Raw genomic sequence first — 21,981 nt, forward strand, 5'->3', positions numbered from 1 at the left:
ATTGACTCCGCCATGGCGGATATTTCTCTCGGACTCTCCTTTGATGACGTCCTTCTCGTTCCTGCGTTGAGCGAGATTCTTCCTACGGAATCGGACATTTCCACCTACGTGACGGGCGGCATCCGCCTGAATATCCCGGTGGTCTCCGCGGCGATGGACACGGTCTCGGAAACCGAACTCGCGGTCGCCTTGGCGCGCGAGGGCGGCATGGGCGTCATCCACCGCGCCTGCTCGATCCAGGAGCAGGCCTCGATGGTTTCCCGCGTGAAGCGCTCGGAAAACGCCGTCATCCTCAAGCCCCTTACCGTCCGCAAGGAGCAGACCATCGAGGAAATCCGCGCGATCATGGCCGAGCACGGCTTCTCCGGATTCCCGGTGATCGACTCCGAAGGCCGCCTCGAAGGCATGGTCACCGGTCGCGATGTCCGCTACCTCGAACGCACCGACGCCCTCGTCCAGGACGTCATGACCCCGCGCGAAAAGCTCATCACCGCCCCGGTCAATACCGAGCTCGAGGAAGCCCGCCGCATCCTCTATCAGAACCGCATCGAGAAGCTCCCGCTCGTCGACTCGAATGGCAAGCTGGCCGGCCTCATCACCGGCTCGGACATCGAGAAGCGCATCACCTTCACCAGCGCCGCCAAGGACCTCGAAGGCCGCCTGCGCTGCGGTGCCGCCATCGGCGTCGGCCCGGATTGCGTCGAGCGCGCCCAGGCCATGATCGATGCCGGCGCGGACGCGCTCTTCATCGATGCCGCCACCGGCCACACCTCCCGCGTCATGGAGGTCATCTCGAAGCTCCGCTCCCTCTCCGACCGCCCCGTCGTAGCGGGCAATGTCGTCACCGAGCAAGGCGCGCGCGATCTCGTCACCGCCGGTGCCAGCGCCCTCAAGGTCGGCGTCGGCCCCGGCTCGATCTGCACCACCCGCGTCATCGCCGGCGTCGGCATGCCGCAGTTCACCGCCATCCAGAATGTCTCCCGCTACTGCCGGGAAGTCGGCGTGAAAGTCATCGCCGATGGCGGCATCCGCTACTCCGGGGATGTCGTAAAAGCCCTCGCCGCCGGTGCCAACCTGGTCATGCTCGGCTCGATCCTCGCCGGCACCCGCGAAAGCCCCGGCCAGAGCGTCTACTTCCAAGGCCGCCGCTTCAAAACCTACCGCGGCATGGGCTCCCTCGGCGCGATGCGCAAGGGCTCCGGCGACCGCTACGGCCAGAACAGCTCCGGCAAACTCGTCGCGGAAGGCGTCGAAGGCCGCGTCCCCTACAAGGGCCCGCTCTCCGATGTCGTCTTCCAACTCATGGGCGGCCTCCGCTCCGGCATGGGTTACGTCGGCGCGAATAGCCTCGATGAACTCCGCGAGCGCGCCACCTTCGTCCGCATCACCCCCGGCGGCCTCCGCGAAAGCCACGTGCACGATATTGTCATCACCGAGGAACCGACCAACTATCAGCCTCTGAATTGACTTGGCTGTTCTTGGCACTTCGCACTTCTTACTTGGAACTTTCCCCTATGCAGGAAATCAATCACGTCGCCGTCCTCGACTTCGGTTCGCAGTACACCCAACTCATCGTGAGGCGGGTCCGCGACCTCGGCTACTTCGCCAAGCTCTACGCCCTCGAGGACTTCCCGAACATCGGCCAGCCCGGCGCGATCATCCTCTCCGGCGGACCGAAGAGCACCTCCGAGCCCGACGCTCCCGATCTCGACTTCGCCGCACTCGATGCCTTCGGCGTGCCGGTGCTCGGCGTCTGCTACGGCATGCAGCTGCTCAATATCAAATTCGGCGGCAGCGTGAAGTCCAGCAACCGCCGCGAATACGGCCCGGCCACCCTCGTCCCCGGCGATTGCAGCGGCCTCTACGAAGGCGTCTCGAAGAATTCGCAGGTCTGGATGAGCCACTCGGACACCGTCGAGATCCTGCCCGCCAGCGCCGTCGTCATCGCTGCCAACCAGCACGGCACCCCGGTCTCGCTCAAGTGGGGCGACCGCTTCTACGGCATCCAGTTCCACCCGGAAGTCACCCACAGCCACGAGGGCAATCGCATCCTCCACAACTTCCTGCTCACCGCCGGCGGCGAGCTCGCCCCCTTCCGCATCGATGACTTCAAGCGCGAGCTGATCGAAGGCATCCGCACCACCGTCGGCACCAAGCAGGTCGTCTGCGGCGTCTCCGGCGGCGTCGATAGTACGGTGCTCGCCGTACTTCTGAAGGAAGCCGGCGTGAAGGTCCGCGCCATCTACGTCGACCACGGCCTGATGCGGAAGGACGAGACCGCGGAGGTGCAGAGCAATTTCCACCGCATGGGCGTGCCGATCGAAACCATCGACGCCTCCGAACGCTTCCTCGGCGCACTCGCCGGAGTCACCGATCCCGAAGCCAAGCGCAAGATCATCGGCGAGCTGTTCATCGACACCTTCTGGGACGCCGTGGGCGATGCCCAGATGCTCGCCCAGGGCACCCTCTACCCGGACGTCATCGAGAGCGCCTCGAACGCCAAGTCGAAGGCCAGCAAGATCAAGACCCACCACAATCGCGTCGACCGCATCCTCGAGCTCCAAGCCGAGGGCAAGGTCCTCGAACCCCTCGCCGAGCTCTTCAAGGACGAGGTCCGCGCCCTCGGTGCATCGCTTGGCATCGCTCACGACATCCTCTGGCGTCACCCCTTCCCCGGCCCCGGCCTCGCCGTCCGCTGCCCCGGCGACATCACCCGCGAGAAGCTCGATATCATCCGCGCCTGCGACACCATCTTCATCGGCAAGCTCAAGGAGCACGGCTGGTATGAAAAAGTCTGGCAAGCCTACGCCGCCCTCGTCCCGGTCAAGACCGTCGGTGTCAAGGGCGACGAGCGCTCCTATGAGTGGGCCACCAGCCTCCGCGCCGTCGTCTCGGAAGACGCCATGACCGCCGACTGGGTCGAGCTGCCCTACCACATCCTCCGCGAAACCAGCCACCGCATCTTGAACGAGGTGAAGGGCATCAACCGCGTCCTCTACGACATCTCCACCAAGCCGCCCGCGAGTATTGAGTGGGAGTGAATGGGGCGCTAGTTCCTAGGATCGCGAGGCTTCGATCTCGCTTCGATGGTTGGCGGCTGCCATGGCAGTCCCTGTGCATTTATGGATGGAAATATCGCCACTCATCACCGCCTTGATCATTCCAAAATTGTGGGTATCTGCTATGCTCGCAAAAAAGATCAATGAGCGTAGACGAGCTTCAAGCATTGCTGGAATATTACGTCCCCCCGGATCGTGCGCATTGGATGGCGCAATCGATCTCCGAGGATATGGCGACGATCGGCTTCCCGATCAAGGAGAGCAGCTTTACTTCATCAGAGATGTGGCGTGCAAAAGGTGCGCAGCCCCAAGCTGAATATTGGTTACCCAAAAATCAGTTTGATATCAACTCGGCAATCGGATCTCAGGCCTTCGCTGGAAGTTTTTTTACGACGGGTAATCTTCTTCGGCTTGGACAGTGCGTCCTCCTGGGGCGGAAATTTCTGCCAGATCTTTGGCCGGGTGATTTTGGTGCTCTTCTAAGGGGTGCTAAGCATCTGGATGCTCTAAACGAAATATGGTGGCTAAAGTTTGTACGCAGTATTCAGACCGTAACCCGAGGCCCCAAGGAGGCGGAGAGTGATCCTGATTACGATTGGCAAATCAAAGTTCACGATGGTCTTGCTCCCTTGGTGGTGAATCTTGAAGTGAAGCGCCGGACGAGTAACATCAACAAATTCTTCAAAGAGGGGCGGCCCAATGCGTCTCTCGGAAACATCTCAAAGAAGTTCAAATCGGTCGATGAAGGGACTGCTAATATTGCAGCACTTACTATTTACCACCCTGTCTCAACCGAGATTGATCGGAATCTTCGCAATTGGCTGGAAGATCAGGAACACCTTCATGGATTGTTGGTTTGGACGGAGGGGAGTCGTGACACCCTCCCAATGAAAAAATTCTTTAAAAAGAGCCATTGGGCGGAATTTTTGATTGGGGATCACGAGTCTGAAGATCTGATGATTGCAGGCCAATCTATGGGAACACTTTGTGAAGTAGAAGACGCTCCCGCCTTTTTAGAGAAGTTGGTAGATAAGATCCGGAACGAGCAACCATGACCAAGCATTTGCCTCGTCTATCCGGGGGGCTGGGTTGGCATCTTGACGTGCGGACTCAATTTCGTACCCCTATGGAATGAAGACTGTCAGCGCTGCGAACGCTTGCTCGGATCTCTCCAACCTCATCGATTCTACGCTTGCTGACCACGAACCGGTCCGGATCACCAGTGAGCGGGGGAATACCGTTCTCGTCTCGGAAGACGACTGGCGGGGAATTCACGAAACTCTCCACCTCGTCAGCATCCCCGGCATGCGCGAGTCGATCCTGCGGGGCATGGCTGAGCCCATGAAACGCTCTAGCCGGACGATCGATCTATGAGCCAGAATGGGCGATTTACATCCGAAATCAACTGACTCTCAGCCGATTGACCAATCGTATAGTCGGGTATGCAATTGGTCGCGAGCTCGCCATCACCGTCATCCGATCAATGACCCAACCCCAACGCCTCATCCGCCGCGGCGACATCGTGAACTCCACCGCGGACGCCATCGTCTTCTCCACCAACGAGCACCTCTTCCTCTCCGGCGGGGCCGGGGCCAGCCTGTTAGGCAGGCACGGCCCGTCCCTCCAAAAGGCAATGGACCGCGCCTTGATAGGGCAGGGGATCAAGTTCGCCGCGCGGGGCAGCATCTTCGCGATCCCGGCCGCAGAGACTTGGGGCCGGATGTTCGCCGTCGTCGCCGCGAATGGCTTCTACGAAACCAGCCGGGAAGATACCGCGACCGCCTTGCGCGAGGTGCTCCTCCGTTGCGCAGAGATCCCGGGGATCAAGACCGTCGCCATCACCGCGCTCGGCACCGGCTACGGAGACATGGAGATCGAGGACTTCACCGAGATCTTCTGTCGTGCGGAGATCCCCGCCTCGTTGGAATCCGTCGAATTGGTCATCCCCGGTGATCTCTTCTTCGACTACGCCTGCCGTAGGAACGAAGAGCTCGGCGGCCTGGCGCGGGTGGAGGGGTAAGGCCGGGACGCGGGATCAAGCGAGGCCTACGTGTGCCCTTTCAGGGCACGTCCCTTGGAGCACCCAAACCCCGGGTTTCACCCGGGGCTATCAACGGCCGCCCTTGCAGGGCGAAGAAGTATGCGCCCTTGCAGGGCGGAGAATCGTCGTGCCTGCAGGGCGAAAGCGAATCACCTCTGCGGCCTCGACAAACCAACCGCACCGCCCCGCAACGGTCCTGCTCCTATGCCCTGAAAGGGTAAACGTCGATAGCCCCGGGTGAAACCCGGGGTTTCCGTGTCACGGGAAAAACGTGCCCTGAAAGGGCACTCGTAGGCCGGGTCAATCCCACACGTAACGCTCATCCCATTCGACCTCGCAACGGGTAAGGAGCTTCCGGTATTCTTCCTGGAACGTCGTCACCCGGTGATGTTCGGCCTGATTGGCGATGTATTCCTCGAGCTTTGGCCGGTGCGTCGGGCTGATCGAGAAGATGCCGTATCCGCTTTGCCAATGGAACTTGAACGCACGCTTTTCGCGCTCGTTCATCCACTTCGATGAACCAGCTTTGATCTCCTTCACCAGTTCCGCCGGCGCGATGGTGCGGGGATGCGAGATCATCAGATGAATATGATCCGCCACGGAGCCGGCGGCGAGCAACGCACCGCTGCGGTGGGCGATGATGCCTCCGATGTAAGCATGCAATTCCTTCCGCAGATGATCCGGGATCGATGGCTCACGATCCTTGGTGGAGAAAACGAGGTGAACCAATAGGGAGGCAAGCGATTGGGCCATTCTCCGTAGCTTGACCAACCTCGGACGCGGGATCAAGCGAGGCCTACGTGTGCCCTTTCAGGGCACGTCCCTTGGAGCACCCAAACCCCGGGTTTCACCCTGACCTTTATACACAAGTCCGCGCTCCGGCATGAAATCCGCCGGTGCAGTTTGCGGGAAATAAATCTGTACGAGTGTTTGAAGCCCTGCACAATGCACGCGCTGTTGGATTTTTGGCGTGGCTGACGACATTACAGGCGAGTTCGGCAACGCGGATCTGAAGGATACGCGGCGCGACCGGCGCTTGCCCAAAGTCGCCGCGGCGCTCGCCGCCTTTCCTTCCAAAAGCATTGCCGCCGCCACCGGCGGCAGTGGCGAGATGACGGCGGCCTACCGCCTGCTCAATTGTCCCGACGTCACCGCCGCGGCCGTGCTGGCCCCGCACCGCGAGGCCACCATCGCCCGCTGCGCGGCGCACCGCCGCGTGGTGGTGTCGCAGGACACCACCGAGCTGGATTTCACGCACATGACGGCCACCACCGGTCTGGGCCCGCTCAACGACAAGAACCGCAAGGGTCTCTACCTGCACGCGCTTTACGCGGTCTCGGGCGAGGGCCTGCCGCTTGGCACCCTCGATGCGGCGATGATCATCCGCGATCCCGCCACCTTTGGCGATGCCAAGGTCCCGCACAAGCGGCGGCCGGGTAGTGACAAGGAAAGCCGGCGCTGGGTCGAAGGCTATGAAAAGACCAATGAAGTGGCCGTGCTGCTGCCGGACTGCGAGGTGATCTCGGTGGGCGACCGCGAGGGCGATATCTTCGAACTCTATGCCGCATGGCACGCTGCCGTGGAGCGGGGCGGCCCCTGCGCCGGGTGGATCATCCGCGCCAACCAGGACCGCGCCCTGACAGGCACGCTGCATGATAACCCGGCGAAGCTCTTCGCGGCGCTCGCCGCGGCACCGCTGCTCGGCACCCATTCCTTTGAAGTGCCGGCCTGGAAGGGCACCAAAAAGGTCAAGGGCAACCGGGTGCCCTCGCAGCGCAGCGCGCGCACGGTATGCCAGGAAGTGCGGGTGATGGAAGTCACCCCGCGCCCGCCCTACCGCAAGGGCGTCAAGCTGCCGCGGGTCTCCTTCTGGGCGGTGCTGGCGGAAGAACGCGATCCGCCGGACGGGGAAGATCCGGTGCGCTGGCTGCTGTTGACCAGCAAGCCGGTGGCGACCCTTGAAGAAGCGCTGGAGATCATCGGGCTTTACCGGCGGCGCTGGGACATCGAGGTCTTCCATAGGGTCCTCAAGACCGGCTGCCGGGTGGAACGCATCCAGCTCAAGAGCGGGCAGGCGCTGTGCAACGCGCTGGCGATCCATCTGGTGGTCGCGTGGCGGATCCTTTACCTGACTCATCTCGGGCGCGTGGTCCCCGACTTGCCCTGCGGCAGCGTGTTCGAGGAAGCCGAGTGGCGATCGGCGTGCGCCGTGGCCAAACGCGACAAGGCGGCGGGCGAGCCGTCGCTTGCCGAGTTCATCCGCATCGTCGGCAAGCTCGGCGGCCACCTCGGGCGCAAGGGCGACGGGCCGCCCGGTGCACAATCCCTGTGGCAGGGGCTGGCTCGGGTGAGGGACTTCGCGTGCGCGTGGCGCGCCTTTCACGACGAGTGAAAGGGCCCCGGAGGAAGGCGGGCGGCTCAGCCGCACCGCCCGCCCGCGCGTGCCCGGATGACGCGTGCCACGCCGGAAGCGGAGGCCTCGTGCTGGCAAGCAGTGATCCACTCGCCGCCGTGACGAGCGACGGCCGCGCGGACTTGTGTATAAAGGTCAGGGTTTCACCCGGGGCTATCGACGTCCGCCCCTGCAGGGCGAAGAAACCGGCGCTTGGAGGGCGAGGAGCTCACCCCCTCTTCCCCATCCTCACCGCCTCCTCCTTCAATCCCTCCCGCAGCTCCTCCAAAATCAGATCCAGATCCATCTCCCCCAAATCCTCCCCGCCTTCCATCCGCTTCACCAACAAATCCCAGGGAAACACGAACAACTCCAGCTCCTCGTACTGCAGCGCGAAGTCCGTCCCGTTCGCATCCCGATATACCACCCACCTCAACGGAAGCTCCCGCGCCAGCACGTTCCCGAACACGATCCCGAAAGTCTTCAGTTCCGCCTTCGCGTCCTCCGTGAAAGGCCCCTCTTCCAGCATCGTGTGCAGGTTTGGGATATCCTCCCGCGTCCCCGTCAGCCGGACCTTCGACTGAAACTCCTCCTCCAACAGCCGGTTCACCCACTCGGCCGATCCCGCGAGCGTGGCCAGTTCTTCGGAATTCAGCGGTCGGGTAGTGATCTTGGCCATGGGTTAGTGAAGCTTCAGGGTGCGCAACCAGACTCACCATCAGGATCGATGGTGCAAGATTGATAGCAACCTCTTGAAATGTTCCTGTTTTGCTGGCTCCACGAGGTCGATCATGGCACCACGAAGAAATGCCAGCCACCTGCGTTCGGTAGTGGAGGAAATCTTGATTCTCGTTTGCTTGCTGGCGGGGTCCGGTCCTTTGCTCGAGTAAAGATGTTCGTGCTCCGAGCTCGATGGGCTGATCTGTAGCCAAAAGGAAACCTTTGATCCGCGATCCGCAACCGTCGCTGAGAGCGATCCACCATCCCGCCAGAGATCGCAATCGAGAAGCACCGGGGCATCATCCGGCCTCGCTCCTGCGAGGAGTCGCTTTGAAATCCAATCCCGCCCGACGGGCGGGGCCTCTTTTCTCAAAGTGGAAAACAGGGAGTCGATCAGATCTTGATACGCGCGGAGAAAGTCTTCCCTTCCGAACTCGACTTGCTGCCATTTTGCGTCAGACCGTCCCTCTGAAAATTCGGAGTCGCAGATACTGAAATGCACCTTGTTCCCGCAGCGCTCAAACACGAAAGCGGGCTGGCCCTGTTCTCCTTCGTCAAAAACGTGGCTGAAATCCCCGCCACGGACCAAGTTCCCGAAAATGCGTGTTAACTCTTCGACCCAGGTGTCGAAACAAACGTCGTCCGGCCCGAAATAGCCGAGGTGGGGCACCAGTCTCCCTCCGATCTCGATTCGCAATCCACCATGGATATGCTCCTCCACAGAGAGTGTAGACAGGGGCCGCGGCCCGTCATGTCCAGATGCGACCAAGTTTTCGTGCCAGATGCGGATGGTGGAGGTCACGCTTTAGAGCTTTGGAATTGGCATCGTTTCGCTTGGCGACACCGATCAAGGAGCGGGTCGTAATCTTTGACATCGCTGCGTAAATTAAAAGGGAAGGGCAGGGGACAAGCATCACGCCACCGCCATCGAATCCGCCGGACGGTTCCGCTCTAACAGCCTGACGAAATTCCTCACCAGCAAGGAAGCCCCGGCCGTCTTCCACACCGCCCACATCGTGAAGTCCGCCCGCGCGCGGTCCGCCAGCAGCGGCACCGTCACGATCCCGTGGCTCGACCGCAGGTCCAGCACCTCCGGCAGCATCGACAGACCCTGGTCCGCCGCGATCATCGTCAGCAGCGACTCGAACCCGAGGATCTGCCGCACCGATGCCGGCGCCGTGCCCGCCTCCTCGAACATGCTCAGAATATCACGACGATGCGTCGAAGCCTTCTCATCCCCCACGCACAGCATCGATTGGTCATGCAGCTCCTCCAGCCGCAGCGCCCGCCGCGTCGCAAACGGATGATCCTTCGACATCGAAACCCCGAAGGTCGAGCGCACCAGTAGCAGGCTCGACATCCCCGGCACCTTCTCGGTATCGCGGCCGTAGGCGAAGCCCAGGTCGATCTCGTCCTTCGCCAGCGCCTCGAGCTGCTCCGGCGGCGTCATCTCCACGAAAGTCACCTCCACATCCGGGAAGTTCACCCGGAAGGCCCGCAGCGCGTCCGGCAGAAAACTTGCGGCGATCTGCCCCACGCTGCCGATCCGGATCTGCCCGCGACGCCCGTCCTGCGCCTCGCGCGACCGCGCCACCGCGTGCTCCACATCATCCAGAATCGCCCGCGAATCCGCCAGGAAGACCTTCCCCGCATCCGTCAGCGCCACCCGCACCGTATCGCGATCCAACAATTTCACCCCGATCTCGGTCTCCAGGTCCTTGATCTGCTTGCTCAGCGCCGGGCGCGTGACATTCAGGCGCTCCGCTGCGCGGCGGAAATTCAACTCTTCCGCCACCGCCACGAAGTATCTCAAGTGCCGGAGTTCCATGTGCCGCGGGACTGGTAAGCTCAGGTTACCAGCTTGGAAACTTCAAAGTCATTCCGCCTCCGCATTTCCCATGCTAAATAAATCGCACGTCTGAAACAACCGTTTTAGAAAGCGGTAAGTCCTCCCGCTCAGTCTACTCCGAAAGTCACCAATCTGCATCTGAAGATTTCACCGATTCGCCGGATTTCCTCGCTTATCCTTTCGCCGTAGCCGCCGACCTTCCGTTCCTCTCTGCCTTCTTGCCGACCATGCGCCCGATCCACTTCCTGCCTCTGACCTCACTGCTCCTGCTGACGACCGCTTGTAAAAAGAAGGACGCGGCTGCAGCGGGTCCTCCTCAAATGCCGCCGGCCGCCGTCACGGTCCTGCCGGCCGCGAAGGAGACCGTGCAGATCACCCGCACCCTCCCGGGCCGCATCGATGCCGTGCGTACCGCCGAGGTCCGCGCCCGCGTCTCCGGCATCCTGCTGGAAAAAACCTTCAAGGAAGGCGGCGAGGTCAAGGCCGGCGATATCCTCTTCAAGATCGACCCCGCCCCGCTCGAAGCGGTGAAGGAAAATGCCAATGCCGCCTACGTCCGCGCCGAGGCCGCCCGGCATCAGGCCGAGACCCAGCTCAACCGCTACAAGACCCTGGTCGGCACCAATGCCATCAGCAAGCAGCAGTATGACGATGCGGACTCCGCCGTGAACGTCGCGAATGCCGAAATCAAGGCCGCCGCCGCCACCCTCAAGACCGCCCAGCTTCGCCTCGACTACTCCACCGTCACCGCCCCGATCTCCGGCCGCGTCGGCCGCGCCCAAGTCACGGAGGGCGCGCTGGTCGGCGAGGATGACGCGACGCTGATGGTCACGATCCAGCAGCTCGACCCGATCTACTTCGACTTCACGCAATCCAGCACCGACATGATCGCGCTGCGCCGCTCCGCGCAGAGCGGCGTGACCCAGGCCGCCCCGGAGGCGGTCCAGGCCAAGCTGATCCTGGAAGACGGCAGTGAATACGGCCCCGGCGGCAAGATCCTCTTCTCGGAAGCCTCGGTGGACCCCACCACCGGCATGGTCACCCTCCGCGCCGAGTTCCCGAATCCCGATCGCATCCTGCTCCCCGGCATGTTCGCCCGGATCAAGGTCGTCCAGGCGGTGAAGGAAAACGTCGTCACCGTCCCGCAGCGCGCCGTCACCCGCACCGCCACCGGCATGGGCAGCGTCATGGTCGTGGACGATTCCAATCACGTGCAGCTCAAAATGATCGAGACCCAGGACGCCATCGGCGACAAGTGGGTCGTCAGCTCCGGCCTCAATGCCGGTGAGAAAGTCATCATCGAGGGCCTGCTCAAGGCCCGCCCCGGTGCCCAAGTCGCCCCCGAGCCCTACCTCCCCGCGGTCAAGACCGCGACCGGCCAAGCGACCCCGAAGGACGGCAAGAAAGGCTAAACCACCCCCAGGCATCCCTGCCTTTGGTTTAGTAATTAGAATTTAGTAATTAGTAATTTGTAGTCCAGATGGCCCATTTCTTCATCGATCGCCCTGTCTTCGCCTGGGTGGTCTCCATCCTGATCGCCATCCTGGGGATCATTTCGATCACCAAGCTGCCGGTGGCCCAGTACCCCGCCGTGGCACCGCCATCGATCTCGATCACCACGAACTACGCCGGTGCCTCCGCCGAGACCCTGACCGATACCGTGACCTCGGTCATCGAGCAGAACCTCAACGGCATCGACAACCTGCTCTACATGTCGTCCGCCAGCGATGCGAACGGCACCTCGATCATCACCCTCTACTTCAATCCCGGCACCGATCCCGATGTGGCCCAGGTGCAGGTCCAGAACAAGGTCCAGCTCGCCACTCCCAGCCTGCCCCAGACCGTCCAGCAGCAGGGCGTGGTGGTTGCGAAGGCGACGCGGAACTTCGCCATGTTCATCGCGCTCTCCACCGATGACGGCAGCATGGACGCGATCCAACTCGGGAACTACCTCGCCGCGAGCGTGCTCGACCCGATCCGCCGCGTGGAAGGGGTGGGGGAGGTCGTCCAGTTCGGCACCCAGTATGCCATGCGCATCTGGCTCGATCCGGACAAGCTGCTGAGCTATAACATGACCCCGGGGGATATCTCCACCGCCATCCAGGCGCAGAATACCCAGGTCCCCGTCGGCCAGATCGGCGCCCTCCCGGCCACGCCGGACCAGCAGCTCAATATCATTCTCCAAGGCCGTGCCACCCTGCGCGAGGCGGAGGAATTCAAGAAGATCGTCCTGCGCGTGAATACCGATGGCTCGCGCGTCTATCTCAGCGATGTCGCCCGCGTCGAACTCGGCGGCCAGGACTACTCGATCAAGGCCCGCATCGATGGCAAGCCGACCGCCGCCGCCGCCGTCAAGCTCTCGCCCACCGCCAACGCGATGGATACCGCGGAAGGCGTCCGCAAGGAAGTCGAGCGCCTGCAGGAATTCTTCCCGCCGGGTGTGAAGGTGATCTACCCGCTGGACACCTCCACCTTCGTGAAGATCTCCGTGGAGGAAGTGCTCAAGACCCTCGTGGAAGCCATCATCCTGGTGTTCCTGGTGATGTATCTTTTCCTCCAGAATTTCCGCGCCACCCTCATCCCCACCCTGGTCGTGCCGGTCGCCCTGCTCGGCACCTGCGGCCTGATGGCGGCCTTCGGCTTCTCCATCAACGTGCTCACCATGTTCGGCATGGTCCTCGCCATCGGCATCCTGGTGGATGACGCGATCGTGGTCGTGGAAAACGTCGAGCGCATCATGAGCGAGGAGGGCCTGCCCGCGAAGGAAGCGACTGTGAAAGCGATGAACCAGATCACCGGTGCGCTCATCGGTATCACCGTCGTGCTCGTCGCGGTGTTCATCCCCATGGCCTTCTTCGGCGGCTCGGTCGGCACCATCTACCGCCAGTTCACCATGTCGATGGTCTCGTGCATGCTGTTCTCCGTCTTTCTGGCGCTCTCCCTCACGCCCGCCCTCTGCGCCACCTTGCTCAAGCAGGTCGATGCCGGCCACCACGTCGCGAAGCGCGGCCCCTTCGGCTGGTTCAATCGCGCCTTCGACTCCACCACCCATGCCTACCAAGGCGTGGTTGGCGGCACCCTCAAGCACGCATGGGTCGGTATTGTATTGCTCGCCGTGGTCTGCTTCGGCGTCGTCCATCTCTATCAGAAGATGCCCTCCTCCTTCCTGCCTGAGGAAGACCAGGGCTACTTCCTGACCCTCGTGACCCTGCCGGACGGCGCGACCGATGAACGCACCGGCGAGGCCCTGACCAAGATGGAGGAATACTTCGCCCAGCAGCCGGAGATCGAGCACTACTTCACCGTCGCCGGCTTCAGCTTCACGGGTAAGGCCCAGAACTCCGGCCTCGCCTTCCTCCGCCTCAAGCCATGGGAAGAGCGCGAGGGCGGCAAGGATGGCAAGGAGCACAAGGTCCAGGAGATCATCAAGCGCGGCATCATGGGCCTCGGCGGGATCAAGGACGCCTTCGTCTTCCCTCTGAATCCGCCCGCCATCCCCGAACTCGGCACCTCGTCCGGCTTCGACTTCTGGCTGCAGGATATCGGTGGCGTCGGCCATGACCAGTTGATGGCGGCGCGCGATCAGATGCTCGGCATGGCCGCGCAGAATCACCTGCTGGTGGGCGTCCGCCCGCAGGGCCTGAACGATGCCGCCCAGCTCAAGATCGAGCTCGACCAAGACAAGGCCGCCGCGCTGGGCGTCTCCCTCGCGGAGATCAACCAGACCATGCAGACCGCCTTCGGCTCCGCCTACGTGAACAACTTCGTGAACGGCCCCCGCGTCCAGCGCGTGATCGTCCAGCTCGATGCCGCCTTCCGCATGACCCCGGATGACATCGGCAAGGTCTGGCTGCGGAACAAGGAGGGCAAGATGGTCCCGCTCTCCGCGGTCACCACCACCAGCTGGGCCTACGGCTCGCCGCAGCTCCAGCGCTACGATGGCCTGCCCGCCGTGAATATCGTCGGCGCCGCCGCCCCGGGCCGCAGCTCGGGCGAGGCGATGGATGAGATGGAGAAGATGGCCGAGCAACTCCCGCCCGGACTCGGCTTCTCATGGAGCGGCCAGTCGCTGGAGGAAAAGATCTCCGGTAACCAGGCCCCCATGCTCTACGGCATCTCCATCCTCATCGTCTTTCTCTGCCTCGCCGCGCTCTACGAGAGCTGGTCGATCCCGGTCGCCGTCATCATGGTCGTCCCGCTCGGGATTCTCGGCGCCCTTGCCGCGGTGTCCTTCCGCGAGCTGCCGAACGACGTGTATTTCAAGGTCGGTCTGCTCACCACCGTGGGTCTCTCGACCAAGAACGCCATCCTCATCATCGAGTTCGCCCTCGATCTGGAGAAAGCGGGCAAGGGCCTGATCGAAGCCACCCTCGAAGCCGTGAAGCTCCGCCTCCGCCCGATCCTCATGACCTCGATGGCCTTCGTCCTCGGCGTGGTCCCGCTCGTGATCAGCTCCGGTGCCGGCTCCGCCAGCCAAAATGCGATTGGCACGGGAGTTGCAGGCGGCATGATCTCGGGCACCGTCCTCGCCATCTTCCTGGTCCCTACTTTCTACGTCGTGGTTCGCAGCATCGTAAATCGCTTCAGCCCGGCCAAAAATCCGGAATCAGAAATACCCTCCCAGACTCCAACCGGAGACCTGAATCATGCGTAAGTCGCACCTGTTCCTTCTAACACTTCCCGCGTTCGTCGCCTCCTGCAATCTGGAGCCCGGCCTCGATCGGGTGGCGTCGCCCGTCTCGGAAACCTTCCCCGGTAATACCGGCGGCGGAGTCTCCGCGGACATCGCCTGGCAAAAGTTCATCGCCGATCCGCGGCTCGAACGCCTGGTGAAAGTCGCCCTCGACAACAACCGCGATCTCCGCGTCGCCGCCCTCAATGTGGAGCAGAACCGCGCCCAGTACGGGATTACCCGTAGCGCGCTCTTCCCCACCGTGAATGTCGGCGCCGGGTCCTCGCACTCGGGCATCGGCCGCGCGAATAGCTCCACCGGCTCGCGCATGGAGACCCGCTCCTACGATGTCTCGGTCGGCGTCACCGGCTACGAACTCGATATTTTCGGCCGCGTCCGCAGCCTCAGCAATGCCGCGCTGCAGACCTACTTCGCCAGCGATGCCGCACGCGTCGGCGTCCAGATCTCCCTGGTCTCGGAAGTCGCCAGCGTCTACTTCAACCAGCGCGCCGCCATCGAGCAGATCGAATTGGCACAGAGCACCTTGAAGGCGGTCGATGAGACCTACGGCCTGACCCAGAAGCGCTTCGATGCCGGCGATGTGTCCGAACTCGACCTGCGCTCGGTGGACATCCAAGTGCAGACCGCGAAGGCCCAGCTCGCCGCTTACAAGCAGCGGCTGGCGGAAACGCAGAACTCGCTGACCGTCTTGTTAGGCACCGGCATCCCCGGTGGTCTGCCGGATGGCCGCGGCTTGGAAGATGCCCTCGTATCGGAAGTCCGTGCCGGGGTTTCCTCCGACCTGCTCCGCCGCCGCCCGGACATTCTCGAAGCCGAGCACCAGCTCGCCGCCGCGAATGCAAACATCGGTGCCGCACGCGCCGCCTTCTTCCCGCGGATCACCCTCACCGGCAGCGCCGGCACCGCCAGCCGCAGCCTCGGGGATCTTTTCCAGAGCGGCTCCGGCGCCTGGGCCTTCGCCCCGCAGATCAGCGTCCCCATCTTCGATGGCGGTTTCAACAAGGCCAACCTCGACGCCGCACAGATCCGCAAGCAGATCCAAGTCGCTACCTACGAGAAGGTCATCCAAACCGCCTTCCGCGAAGTCGCCGATGGCCTTGCCGCACGCACCGGACTTGCCGGGCAGATCGAAGCCTATCAGGGTCTCGTCGCCGCGCAGCAAAAGCGCTTCGATTTGGCCGATGCCCGCTACCGCCAGGGGGTCGACAGCTACTTCGAAGTTCTAACCGCTCAACAGGATTTGTTTGACGCGCGCCAGTCCCTCATTCAACTGCGTCTTGCGCGCGCGGTGAATTCCGTTGGACTCTACAAAGCGCTCGGCGGAGGCTGGTGAACCGAATTTAAAAACTGACGAGGGCGGTCGCGACGATCCGCAGCTCGTGGAGAAGCAGGTGAGCAGGCTCTTTCTGGGAGGGATGAGCCGCCGCCTGCAAGCTTCACGCGGCTGCGGATCCTCCCGGCCGCCCTTTTTCGTTCCCCCCCTTTGCCTTCCCCTTCGATGTTCGATGTTGGACGTTCGATGTTCGATGTTCGATGTTTGCCTTGGGTTCTTACTTGGCTTCATACGCTTTCCCATTGACCCAAATGGCACAAAAGCCAATCTACGGCATGAAAAAATGCCTTTTGATCTTCGCCTTAGCCACCCTAAGCGCCCAAGCCGCCCTCGAGATCCCCGCCTTTACCGCCTACACCGCCCCCGACCCCAATAACGGCGTGGACCGCGACAAGGACGGCCTCATCAAGGACTGGGACTCCAAGACCACTCTCTCCTGGTTCGGCAACATCGCCACGAAAGGCGACCTCGACCTCTCCCTCCTCACCGCAGCCCCCACCAAGGCCAAGCTCAAGCTCACCGTCAGCTCCCAGGAAAAACCCGCCATCTCCTGGAAGCTCAATGGCGAACCAACCGCCGATGCCGTCTCCTTCGGCAAGGTCCCCATCGCCGAGCCCGGCTACTACCGCTTCACGCTCGAAGGCAATGGCAAGCTCCCCGACCTCCGCTTCCTCAAGCTCGAAGGCCCCGCCTCCGAAGCCGCCCGCTTCTCCATGGTCGAGCGCCGCAACAGCGCCTCCATCCACCTCGCCTACGAGGTCCCCGAGCCGGCCAAGGAGGAGGTCGAGTGGTTCTACCTCGAAGCCACCCCCAAGACCGAGCCCCTCTGGACCTACTACGAGGCCACCGGCTGGCACCGCGGCTACTTCGGCATGCAGGTCAACAGCCCCACCGAGCGCCGCATCATCTTCTCCGTCTGGGATTCCGGCAGCGAGGCCAAGGACCGCGACAAGGTTCAGGACGACGACCGCGTGAAGCTGTTAGCCAAAGGCCCGAAGACGAACGCCGGCGACTTCGGCAACGAAGGCACCGGCGGCCACAGCCATCTCGTCTACCCGTGGAAGCTCGGCGATACCGTCCACTTCCTCATGCGCGCCAAGGTCGAGGGCGATGTCACCATCTACACCGGCTGGTTCCGCGACTCGAAGAAGAAGGACTGGGAGCTCGTCGCCTCCTTCCGCTCGCCCAAGGACGGCAAGTACCTCCACGGCCTCTATTCCTTCAATGAGAACTTCGGCGGCCAGAACGGCCACGAGCGCCGCGTCTGCGAATTCGGCAACGGCTGGATCAAGACCCACGCCGGCGAATGGCTCCCCATCACCAAGGCCGCCTTCACCCACGATGGCCACGGCAAATCCGAACGCCTCGACCGCAGCGCCGGCATCTCCGGCAAGCGCTTCTACCTCGCCAATGGCGGCTTCATCGAAGACCGCACCAAGGGTGCCGTCACCAAAGCCTACGACAAACTCGAAGTCCCGGCCCCCGCCGGCAAGCACCCCGACGACGCCGAGCTCAGCAAGCTCGACAAGTAAGGTGTCTTAAAAAGGTGCTCCGGAAAGGTGGTCCGGAAAAGGTGGTCCGCACAGTCCTCTGTGCGGCCGAGTGGTCCCCAACAGCCCGCCCCCAAGGGTACGTAGTCCCGCCTTCAGGCGGACGAAGCCGCCCCCAACGCCCGCACCCACCAATAGCCCCCGCCGGGCACCTCCCGGCCCGCAGAGCGGTCCCCATGGCCGACCACATCGCGGAGGTTAAATGGATATCGCCGTCTCGATGACACGAACGGAGGGGAAGAAAGCGCTGTCAGGGACCACCCTGCCGGACGGCGCCTCCCGTCCCGAGAGGCTACCCCCGTGTTGCCCCAAAAAAACACCCGGCCTCCGTATTCCCGATGCCCCAATGTCTCCGCTCCCCTCCCTCCCCATTGACGCCCGCCCCGGGATCGTCTCCCATCCGCGGCATGCCGAAGGCCGCGGATGACAAGAAGAAGCGCGATATCAAGGGGGACTCACCTGGGTCCTTTCCTACGTCCGCCCCTACCGCAAGATCTTCATCCCCTCGGTCATCGCCCTCTTCGTCACCGCCGGCCTCGGCCTCGCCTTCCCCTTCTTCCTGAAGGACCTCATCGGCGATCCCGCGGACGCTTGGAAAGGCGGTGCCATCGATGTCGCGGCCACCCGCCAGAAGGCCGACGCCAAGATCTTGATGCTCGTTGGCATTCTCGCGGTCCAGGCCTTCATCGCCTACTGGCGGGTGCGCGGCTTCACCTACTCCGGGGAGGCCGCACTCAACGACCTGCGCCGCGACCTCTTCAACCGTCTGCTCAAGCTGCCGATTCCGTTCTTCCAAGACCAGCGCTCGGGCCTGGTGAGCAACCGCGTGTCCAGCGACCTCGGCACCGTCCGCGAAACCTTCCTCAATACCCTGCCGCAGGCCGCGCGGCAGAGCGTGATCCTCATCGGCAGCCTTTCCTTCATCATCTACTGCTCGTGGAAGCTCTCGCTGGTCATGCTGTGCAGCGTGCCGGTGGTGGTGCTGGCCGTGGCGATCTCGGGGCGCAAGGTCCGCAAGTATTCACGGGATGCGCAGGATGCCTTGGCCGAGTCCGGAATGGTCATGGAGGAAAGCGTGCAAGGCATCGCCGATGTGAAGGCTTTCTCGAACGAGGAGTTCGAGCGAGCCCGCTACCACCGCGCTCTCGATCGCTTCTTCGGGGTGACCCTGCGCGGTGCCAATGCCCGCGCCGCCTTCCTGTCCTTCGTGATCTTCGCGCTCTTCGGCACGATCGGTGGCGTGGCTTGGTATGGCTCGCACATGTTGGCGCTTGGCGAAATCGGTCAGAAGGAGTTCACCGGCTTCATCATCTTCAGCGTCTTCGTCGGCGCATCGCTGGGTTCGGTGCCGGAGATCATCTCGCAGTTCCAGGCCATGGCCGGTGCCACCGAGCGCCTCCGCGAGCTGATGGGCGAGACCCCGGAAGCCAGCGGCGTCCAAGCCACCGGTCGCCTCGCCGGTTCCCTCTCCTTCGACAAGGTTACCTTCCACTACCCCTCGCGCCCGGATGCGCCCGTCCTCCACGAACTCTCCTTCACCGCCGAGCCCGGCAAGCGCGTCGCCCTCGTCGGCCCCTCCGGCGCGGGCAAGTCCACCGTCTTCTCCCTCATCCTCGGCTTCCATCATCCCGAAAGCGGCCAGGTCCTCTTCGATGGCAAGAACGCCTCGGACCTCCAGCTCGCCTCGCTCCGCAAGCAGATCGCCGTCGTCCCGCAGGAAGTCATGCTCTTCGGCGGCAGCATCCGCGAGAACATCGAATACGGCCGCCCCGGTGCCACCGCTGCCGAGATCGAGGAAGCCGCCAGGCAGGCCAACGCCCACGAGTTCATCTCCAAGCTCCCCGAAGGCTACGAGACCACCGTCGGCCCCCGCGGAGTCAAGCTCTCCGGCGGCCAGCGCCAGCGCATCGCCATTGCCCGCGCCATCCTCGCCGATCCGCGCATCCTCCTGTTAGACGAGGCCACCAGCGCCCTCGACACCGAGAGCGAGCGCCTCGTCAATGAAGCGCTCGAGCGCCTCATGGCCGGCCGCACCAGCCTCGTCATCGCCCACCGCCTCTCCACCGTCCGCCACGCCGACACCATCCTTGTCCTCAATCACGGCAAGCTCGTCGAAAGCGGCACCCACGCCGAACTCATCGCGCGCCAGGGCACCTATCATCTCCTCGCCGAGACGCAGCTGCTCTGAGGAAGCCACCCCACAAGCCCGCCCCCAAGGGCACGTAGTCCCGCCTTCAGGCGGACAGCGCCGGTCGGGAAGCTACCCCAAGCGCCCGCCACCAAGGGTAACGTAGTCCCGCCTTCAGGCGGACAGCGCCGGTCGGGAAGCCACCCCACAAGCCCGCCCCCAAGGGTACGTAGTCCCGCCTTCAGGCGGACATCGCCGGTCGGGAAGCCACCCCGCAAGCCCGCCCCCAAGGGTACGTAGTCCCGCCTTCAGGCGGACATCTTCCGGATCACTAGCTACTTGCCTTTTCCCCCCGGCACCAAGTAGTCACCCCCAATGCCCTATCGTTGGCGAAAACAGACCCCGGAGCAACGAGAGGAATGGCTCGCCCGCCGCAAGCTCCTCAAGCGCCCGTGGCATCGCCCGCCCCACTTCGATCAGGGCAATATCCACTATCATCTCTCCGCCGCCTGCTTCGAGCACCGCCCGCACATCGGCTATTCCGACGACCGGCTCGAAGAATTCTCAAACAGGCTCCTAAACGTTTTCCCGGCACCCTCCGCCGCTTGGTGCGTCCTCCCCAACCACTACCACCTCCTCATCCGCACCCCCGACGTCCGGACTATCGTGAGTCAACTTGGACAACTCCACGGCAAAACATCCTTTGAGTGGAACGGCGAAGAAGGACTGCGTGGTCGCCAGATCTGGCATTCCGCCTCCGACCGCGGCATGCAGAACAGCGAACACTTCTGGGCGACGGTGAACTACATTCACAACAACCCGGTGAAGCATGGTTATGTGGATTCGTGGCAGGATTGGCCGTTCTCAAGCGCTCAAGATTTCCTCGAAGCGGAAGGACGAGAGGGCGCGGTGAGGCTCTGGAAAGAATACCCGGTCATGGACTATGGAAAGGGTTGGGATGACTGAACCAAAAACGCCTACCGCTGCCGTCCGCCTGAAGGCGGGACTACGTACCCTTGATCGCGTACCCGCGATATAAGTTCCCCTTCCATCACGGCACCGCACCCTCCCTCCTTGCACCGCACCCTCCACCCGCTACCCTCCCCGCCACCATGAAGACTTGGCACTACCACAGCTCCTCCGGTTCCACCGCCACGACCTCCGACGAAAACCTTAACGAACTGGTGACCGGCGGCACCATCAATCCACAAACCTTCATGTGGACCCAAGGCATGCCCGCATGGGAACCCGCTGCCAAAGTCCTCCCCGAACTCTTCCAGGGCCAGGGCGCACCGCCACCTCTCCCGCCCGCTGGCACCGCCCTCTCCGCCGGTGCCAAGCGCTCCCATGAGATCGACTACGAGATCATCGGCGAGTCCATCCAGATGGTCGAAATCGAACTCGATCCCGGCGAGACCGTCATCGCCGAAGGCGGTGCAATGAACTACATGGAAGACGGCATCTCCTTCGAGACGAAGATGGGCGATGGCTCCACTCCCGACCAAGGCTTCATGGGCAAGCTCATGGCCGTCGGCAAGCGCGCCCTCACCGGCGAGTCCATCTTCATGACCCACTTCACCAACCGCGGCAGCAGCGGCAAGAAGCGCGTCACCTTCGCCGCGCCCTATCCCGGCACCGTCGTCCCCGTCGACCTCCACCAATACAACGGAGAGCTGCTCTGCCAGAAGGACGCCTTCCTCTGCGCCGCCCTCGGCACCCAGATCGGCATCGCCTTCAATCGCAAGCTCGGCGCCGGCTTCTTCGGCGGGGAAGGCTTCATCCTCCAGCGCCTCCAGGGCGATGGCATGGCCTTCGTCCACGCCGGCGGCACCGTCGTCCGCAAGGAACTCAGGGGTGAGAAACTCTTCGTCGATACCGGCTGCCTCGTCGCCTTCACCAAGGGCATCGACTACGACATCCAGCGCTCCGGCAATCTCAAGTCCATGATATTCGGCGGCGAGGGCCTCTTCCTCGCCACCCTCCAGGGCCACGGCTCCGTCTGGCTCCAGAGCATGCCCTTCTCCCGCCTCGCCCAGCGCATCACCGGCACTTACGCCTCCGGCAAGGGCGAAGGCTCCGCCCTCGGCGGCCTCGGCAATCTCTTCGGCGACAAGTAAAAGTAGCTGCCCCGCCCCAACACAGCGCCAGTAGAGTGCCTTCCGCGGCTTCGCCGCCGTGGACTGCGCGCAGCCTGCTGCCGCTGTCCCGATGCAGCC

General features: G+C 63.1%; 17 protein-coding genes and 1 pseudogene. 14 read left to right on the forward strand and 4 right to left on the reverse strand.

The window, feature by feature from the left end:
* Nucleotides 1-12 precede the first annotated feature (12 nt).
* The 5 genes from guaB to ABWK72_RS23010 all read left to right on the forward strand — a co-directional run bounded on the left by guaB (nucleotide 13) and on the right by ABWK72_RS23010 (nucleotide 5,079).
* Nucleotides 13-1,467, forward strand: a complete 1,455-nt coding sequence (gene guaB / locus ABWK72_RS22990; protein WP_367871919.1) for an IMP dehydrogenase — start codon at nucleotides 13-15, stop codon at nucleotides 1,465-1,467.
* A gap of 56 nt (nucleotides 1,468-1,523) precedes the next feature.
* Nucleotides 1,524-3,041 carry a glutamine-hydrolyzing GMP synthase gene (gene guaA, locus ABWK72_RS22995; protein ID WP_367875372.1) on the forward strand — a complete coding sequence of 506 codons (1,518 nt, stop codon included), beginning with the start codon at nucleotides 1,524-1,526 and terminating at the stop codon, nucleotides 3,039-3,041.
* A gap of 161 nt (nucleotides 3,042-3,202) precedes the next feature.
* The gene (locus tag ABWK72_RS23000; RefSeq protein WP_367871920.1) at nucleotides 3,203-4,114 is read left to right on the forward strand and encodes a hypothetical protein; all 912 of its coding nucleotides are present in this window, start codon (nucleotides 3,203-3,205) and stop codon (nucleotides 4,112-4,114) included.
* A gap of 76 nt (nucleotides 4,115-4,190) precedes the next feature.
* A complete protein-coding gene (locus tag ABWK72_RS23005) occupies nucleotides 4,191-4,433 on the forward strand; it encodes a type II toxin-antitoxin system Phd/YefM family antitoxin (RefSeq protein WP_367871921.1) in 243 nt (80 codons plus the stop codon).
* 109 nt (nucleotides 4,434-4,542) lie between these two features.
* A complete protein-coding gene (locus ABWK72_RS23010; RefSeq protein WP_367871922.1) occupies nucleotides 4,543-5,079 on the forward strand; it encodes a hypothetical protein in 537 nt (178 codons plus the stop codon).
* Between the two features lie 321 nt (nucleotides 5,080-5,400).
* On the opposite strand, the gene tnpA is transcribed toward ABWK72_RS23010, so the two are convergent.
* A complete protein-coding gene (gene tnpA / locus ABWK72_RS23015) occupies nucleotides 5,401-5,853 on the reverse strand; it encodes an IS200/IS605 family transposase (protein ID WP_367871923.1) in 453 nt (150 codons plus the stop codon).
* 217 nt (nucleotides 5,854-6,070) lie between these two features.
* On the opposite strand from tnpA, the gene ABWK72_RS23020 reads away from it, so the two are divergent.
* Complete coding sequence (locus ABWK72_RS23020) at nucleotides 6,071-7,492, forward strand: IS4 family transposase (protein WP_367870643.1); 1,422 nt, start codon at nucleotides 6,071-6,073, stop codon at nucleotides 7,490-7,492.
* 229 nt (nucleotides 7,493-7,721) lie between these two features.
* On the opposite strand, the gene ABWK72_RS23025 is transcribed toward ABWK72_RS23020, so the two are convergent.
* The 3 genes from ABWK72_RS23025 to ABWK72_RS23035 all read right to left on the reverse strand — a co-directional run bounded on the left by ABWK72_RS23025 (nucleotide 7,722) and on the right by ABWK72_RS23035 (nucleotide 10,040).
* The gene (locus ABWK72_RS23025; protein ID WP_367871924.1) at nucleotides 7,722-8,171 is read right to left on the reverse strand and encodes a DUF3806 domain-containing protein; all 450 of its coding nucleotides are present in this window, start codon (nucleotides 8,169-8,171) and stop codon (nucleotides 7,722-7,724) included.
* Nucleotides 8,172-8,210: 39 nt separating this feature from the next.
* Nucleotides 8,211-9,014, reverse strand: coding sequence for a hypothetical protein (locus ABWK72_RS23030; RefSeq protein ID WP_367871925.1), 804 nt, complete (start codon nucleotides 9,012-9,014; stop codon nucleotides 8,211-8,213).
* Nucleotides 9,015-9,125: 111 nt separating this feature from the next.
* Entirely contained in the window at nucleotides 9,126-10,040 is a 915-nt protein-coding gene (locus ABWK72_RS23035) for a LysR substrate-binding domain-containing protein (protein WP_367871926.1), read from the reverse strand.
* Between the two features lie 248 nt (nucleotides 10,041-10,288).
* Here ABWK72_RS23035 and ABWK72_RS23040 point away from each other — a divergent pair, with 248 nt between their 5' ends.
* The 8 genes and pseudogenes from ABWK72_RS23040 to ABWK72_RS23075 all read left to right on the forward strand — a co-directional run bounded on the left by ABWK72_RS23040 (nucleotide 10,289) and on the right by ABWK72_RS23075 (nucleotide 21,882).
* Nucleotides 10,289-11,473, forward strand: a complete 1,185-nt coding sequence (locus ABWK72_RS23040; RefSeq protein WP_367871927.1) for an efflux RND transporter periplasmic adaptor subunit — start codon at nucleotides 10,289-10,291, stop codon at nucleotides 11,471-11,473.
* A 68-nt stretch (nucleotides 11,474-11,541) separates the two neighbouring features.
* On the forward strand, nucleotides 11,542-14,715 hold the full coding sequence (locus ABWK72_RS23045; protein ID WP_367871928.1) for an efflux RND transporter permease subunit: 3,174 nt from the start codon (nucleotides 11,542-11,544) through the stop codon (nucleotides 14,713-14,715).
* Nucleotides 14,708-16,087: an efflux transporter outer membrane subunit gene (locus ABWK72_RS23050; RefSeq protein WP_367871929.1), complete on the forward strand. Its 1,380-nt coding sequence runs from the start codon at nucleotides 14,708-14,710 to the stop codon at nucleotides 16,085-16,087. Before ABWK72_RS23045 ends, ABWK72_RS23050 begins: the two co-directional genes overlap by 8 nt.
* Before the next feature lie 275 nt (nucleotides 16,088-16,362).
* Nucleotides 16,363-17,619: a DUF3472 domain-containing protein gene (locus ABWK72_RS23055; protein ID WP_367871930.1), complete on the forward strand. Its 1,257-nt coding sequence runs from the start codon at nucleotides 16,363-16,365 to the stop codon at nucleotides 17,617-17,619.
* Nucleotides 17,620-18,148: 529 nt separating this feature from the next.
* On the forward strand, nucleotides 18,149-19,825 hold the full coding sequence (locus ABWK72_RS23060; protein ID WP_367875373.1) for an ABC transporter ATP-binding protein: 1,677 nt from the start codon (nucleotides 18,149-18,151) through the stop codon (nucleotides 19,823-19,825).
* 315 nt (nucleotides 19,826-20,140) lie between these two features.
* Nucleotides 20,141-20,731 carry a transposase gene (locus ABWK72_RS23065; RefSeq protein WP_367871931.1) on the forward strand — a complete coding sequence of 197 codons (591 nt, stop codon included), beginning with the start codon at nucleotides 20,141-20,143 and terminating at the stop codon, nucleotides 20,729-20,731.
* Nucleotides 20,732-20,877: 146 nt separating this feature from the next.
* Nucleotides 20,878-21,015: pseudogene (locus ABWK72_RS23070) on the forward strand (GYF domain-containing protein); the annotation flags it as partial.
* Between the two features lie 102 nt (nucleotides 21,016-21,117).
* Complete coding sequence (locus ABWK72_RS23075) at nucleotides 21,118-21,882, forward strand: TIGR00266 family protein (RefSeq protein ID WP_367875374.1); 765 nt, start codon at nucleotides 21,118-21,120, stop codon at nucleotides 21,880-21,882.
* The last annotated feature ends 99 nt before the right edge of the window (nucleotides 21,883-21,981 follow it).

Source organism: Luteolibacter sp. Populi, assembly GCF_040801775.1.
In the GTDB taxonomy this organism is placed as follows: Bacteria; Verrucomicrobiota; Verrucomicrobiia; order Verrucomicrobiales; family Akkermansiaceae; genus Haloferula.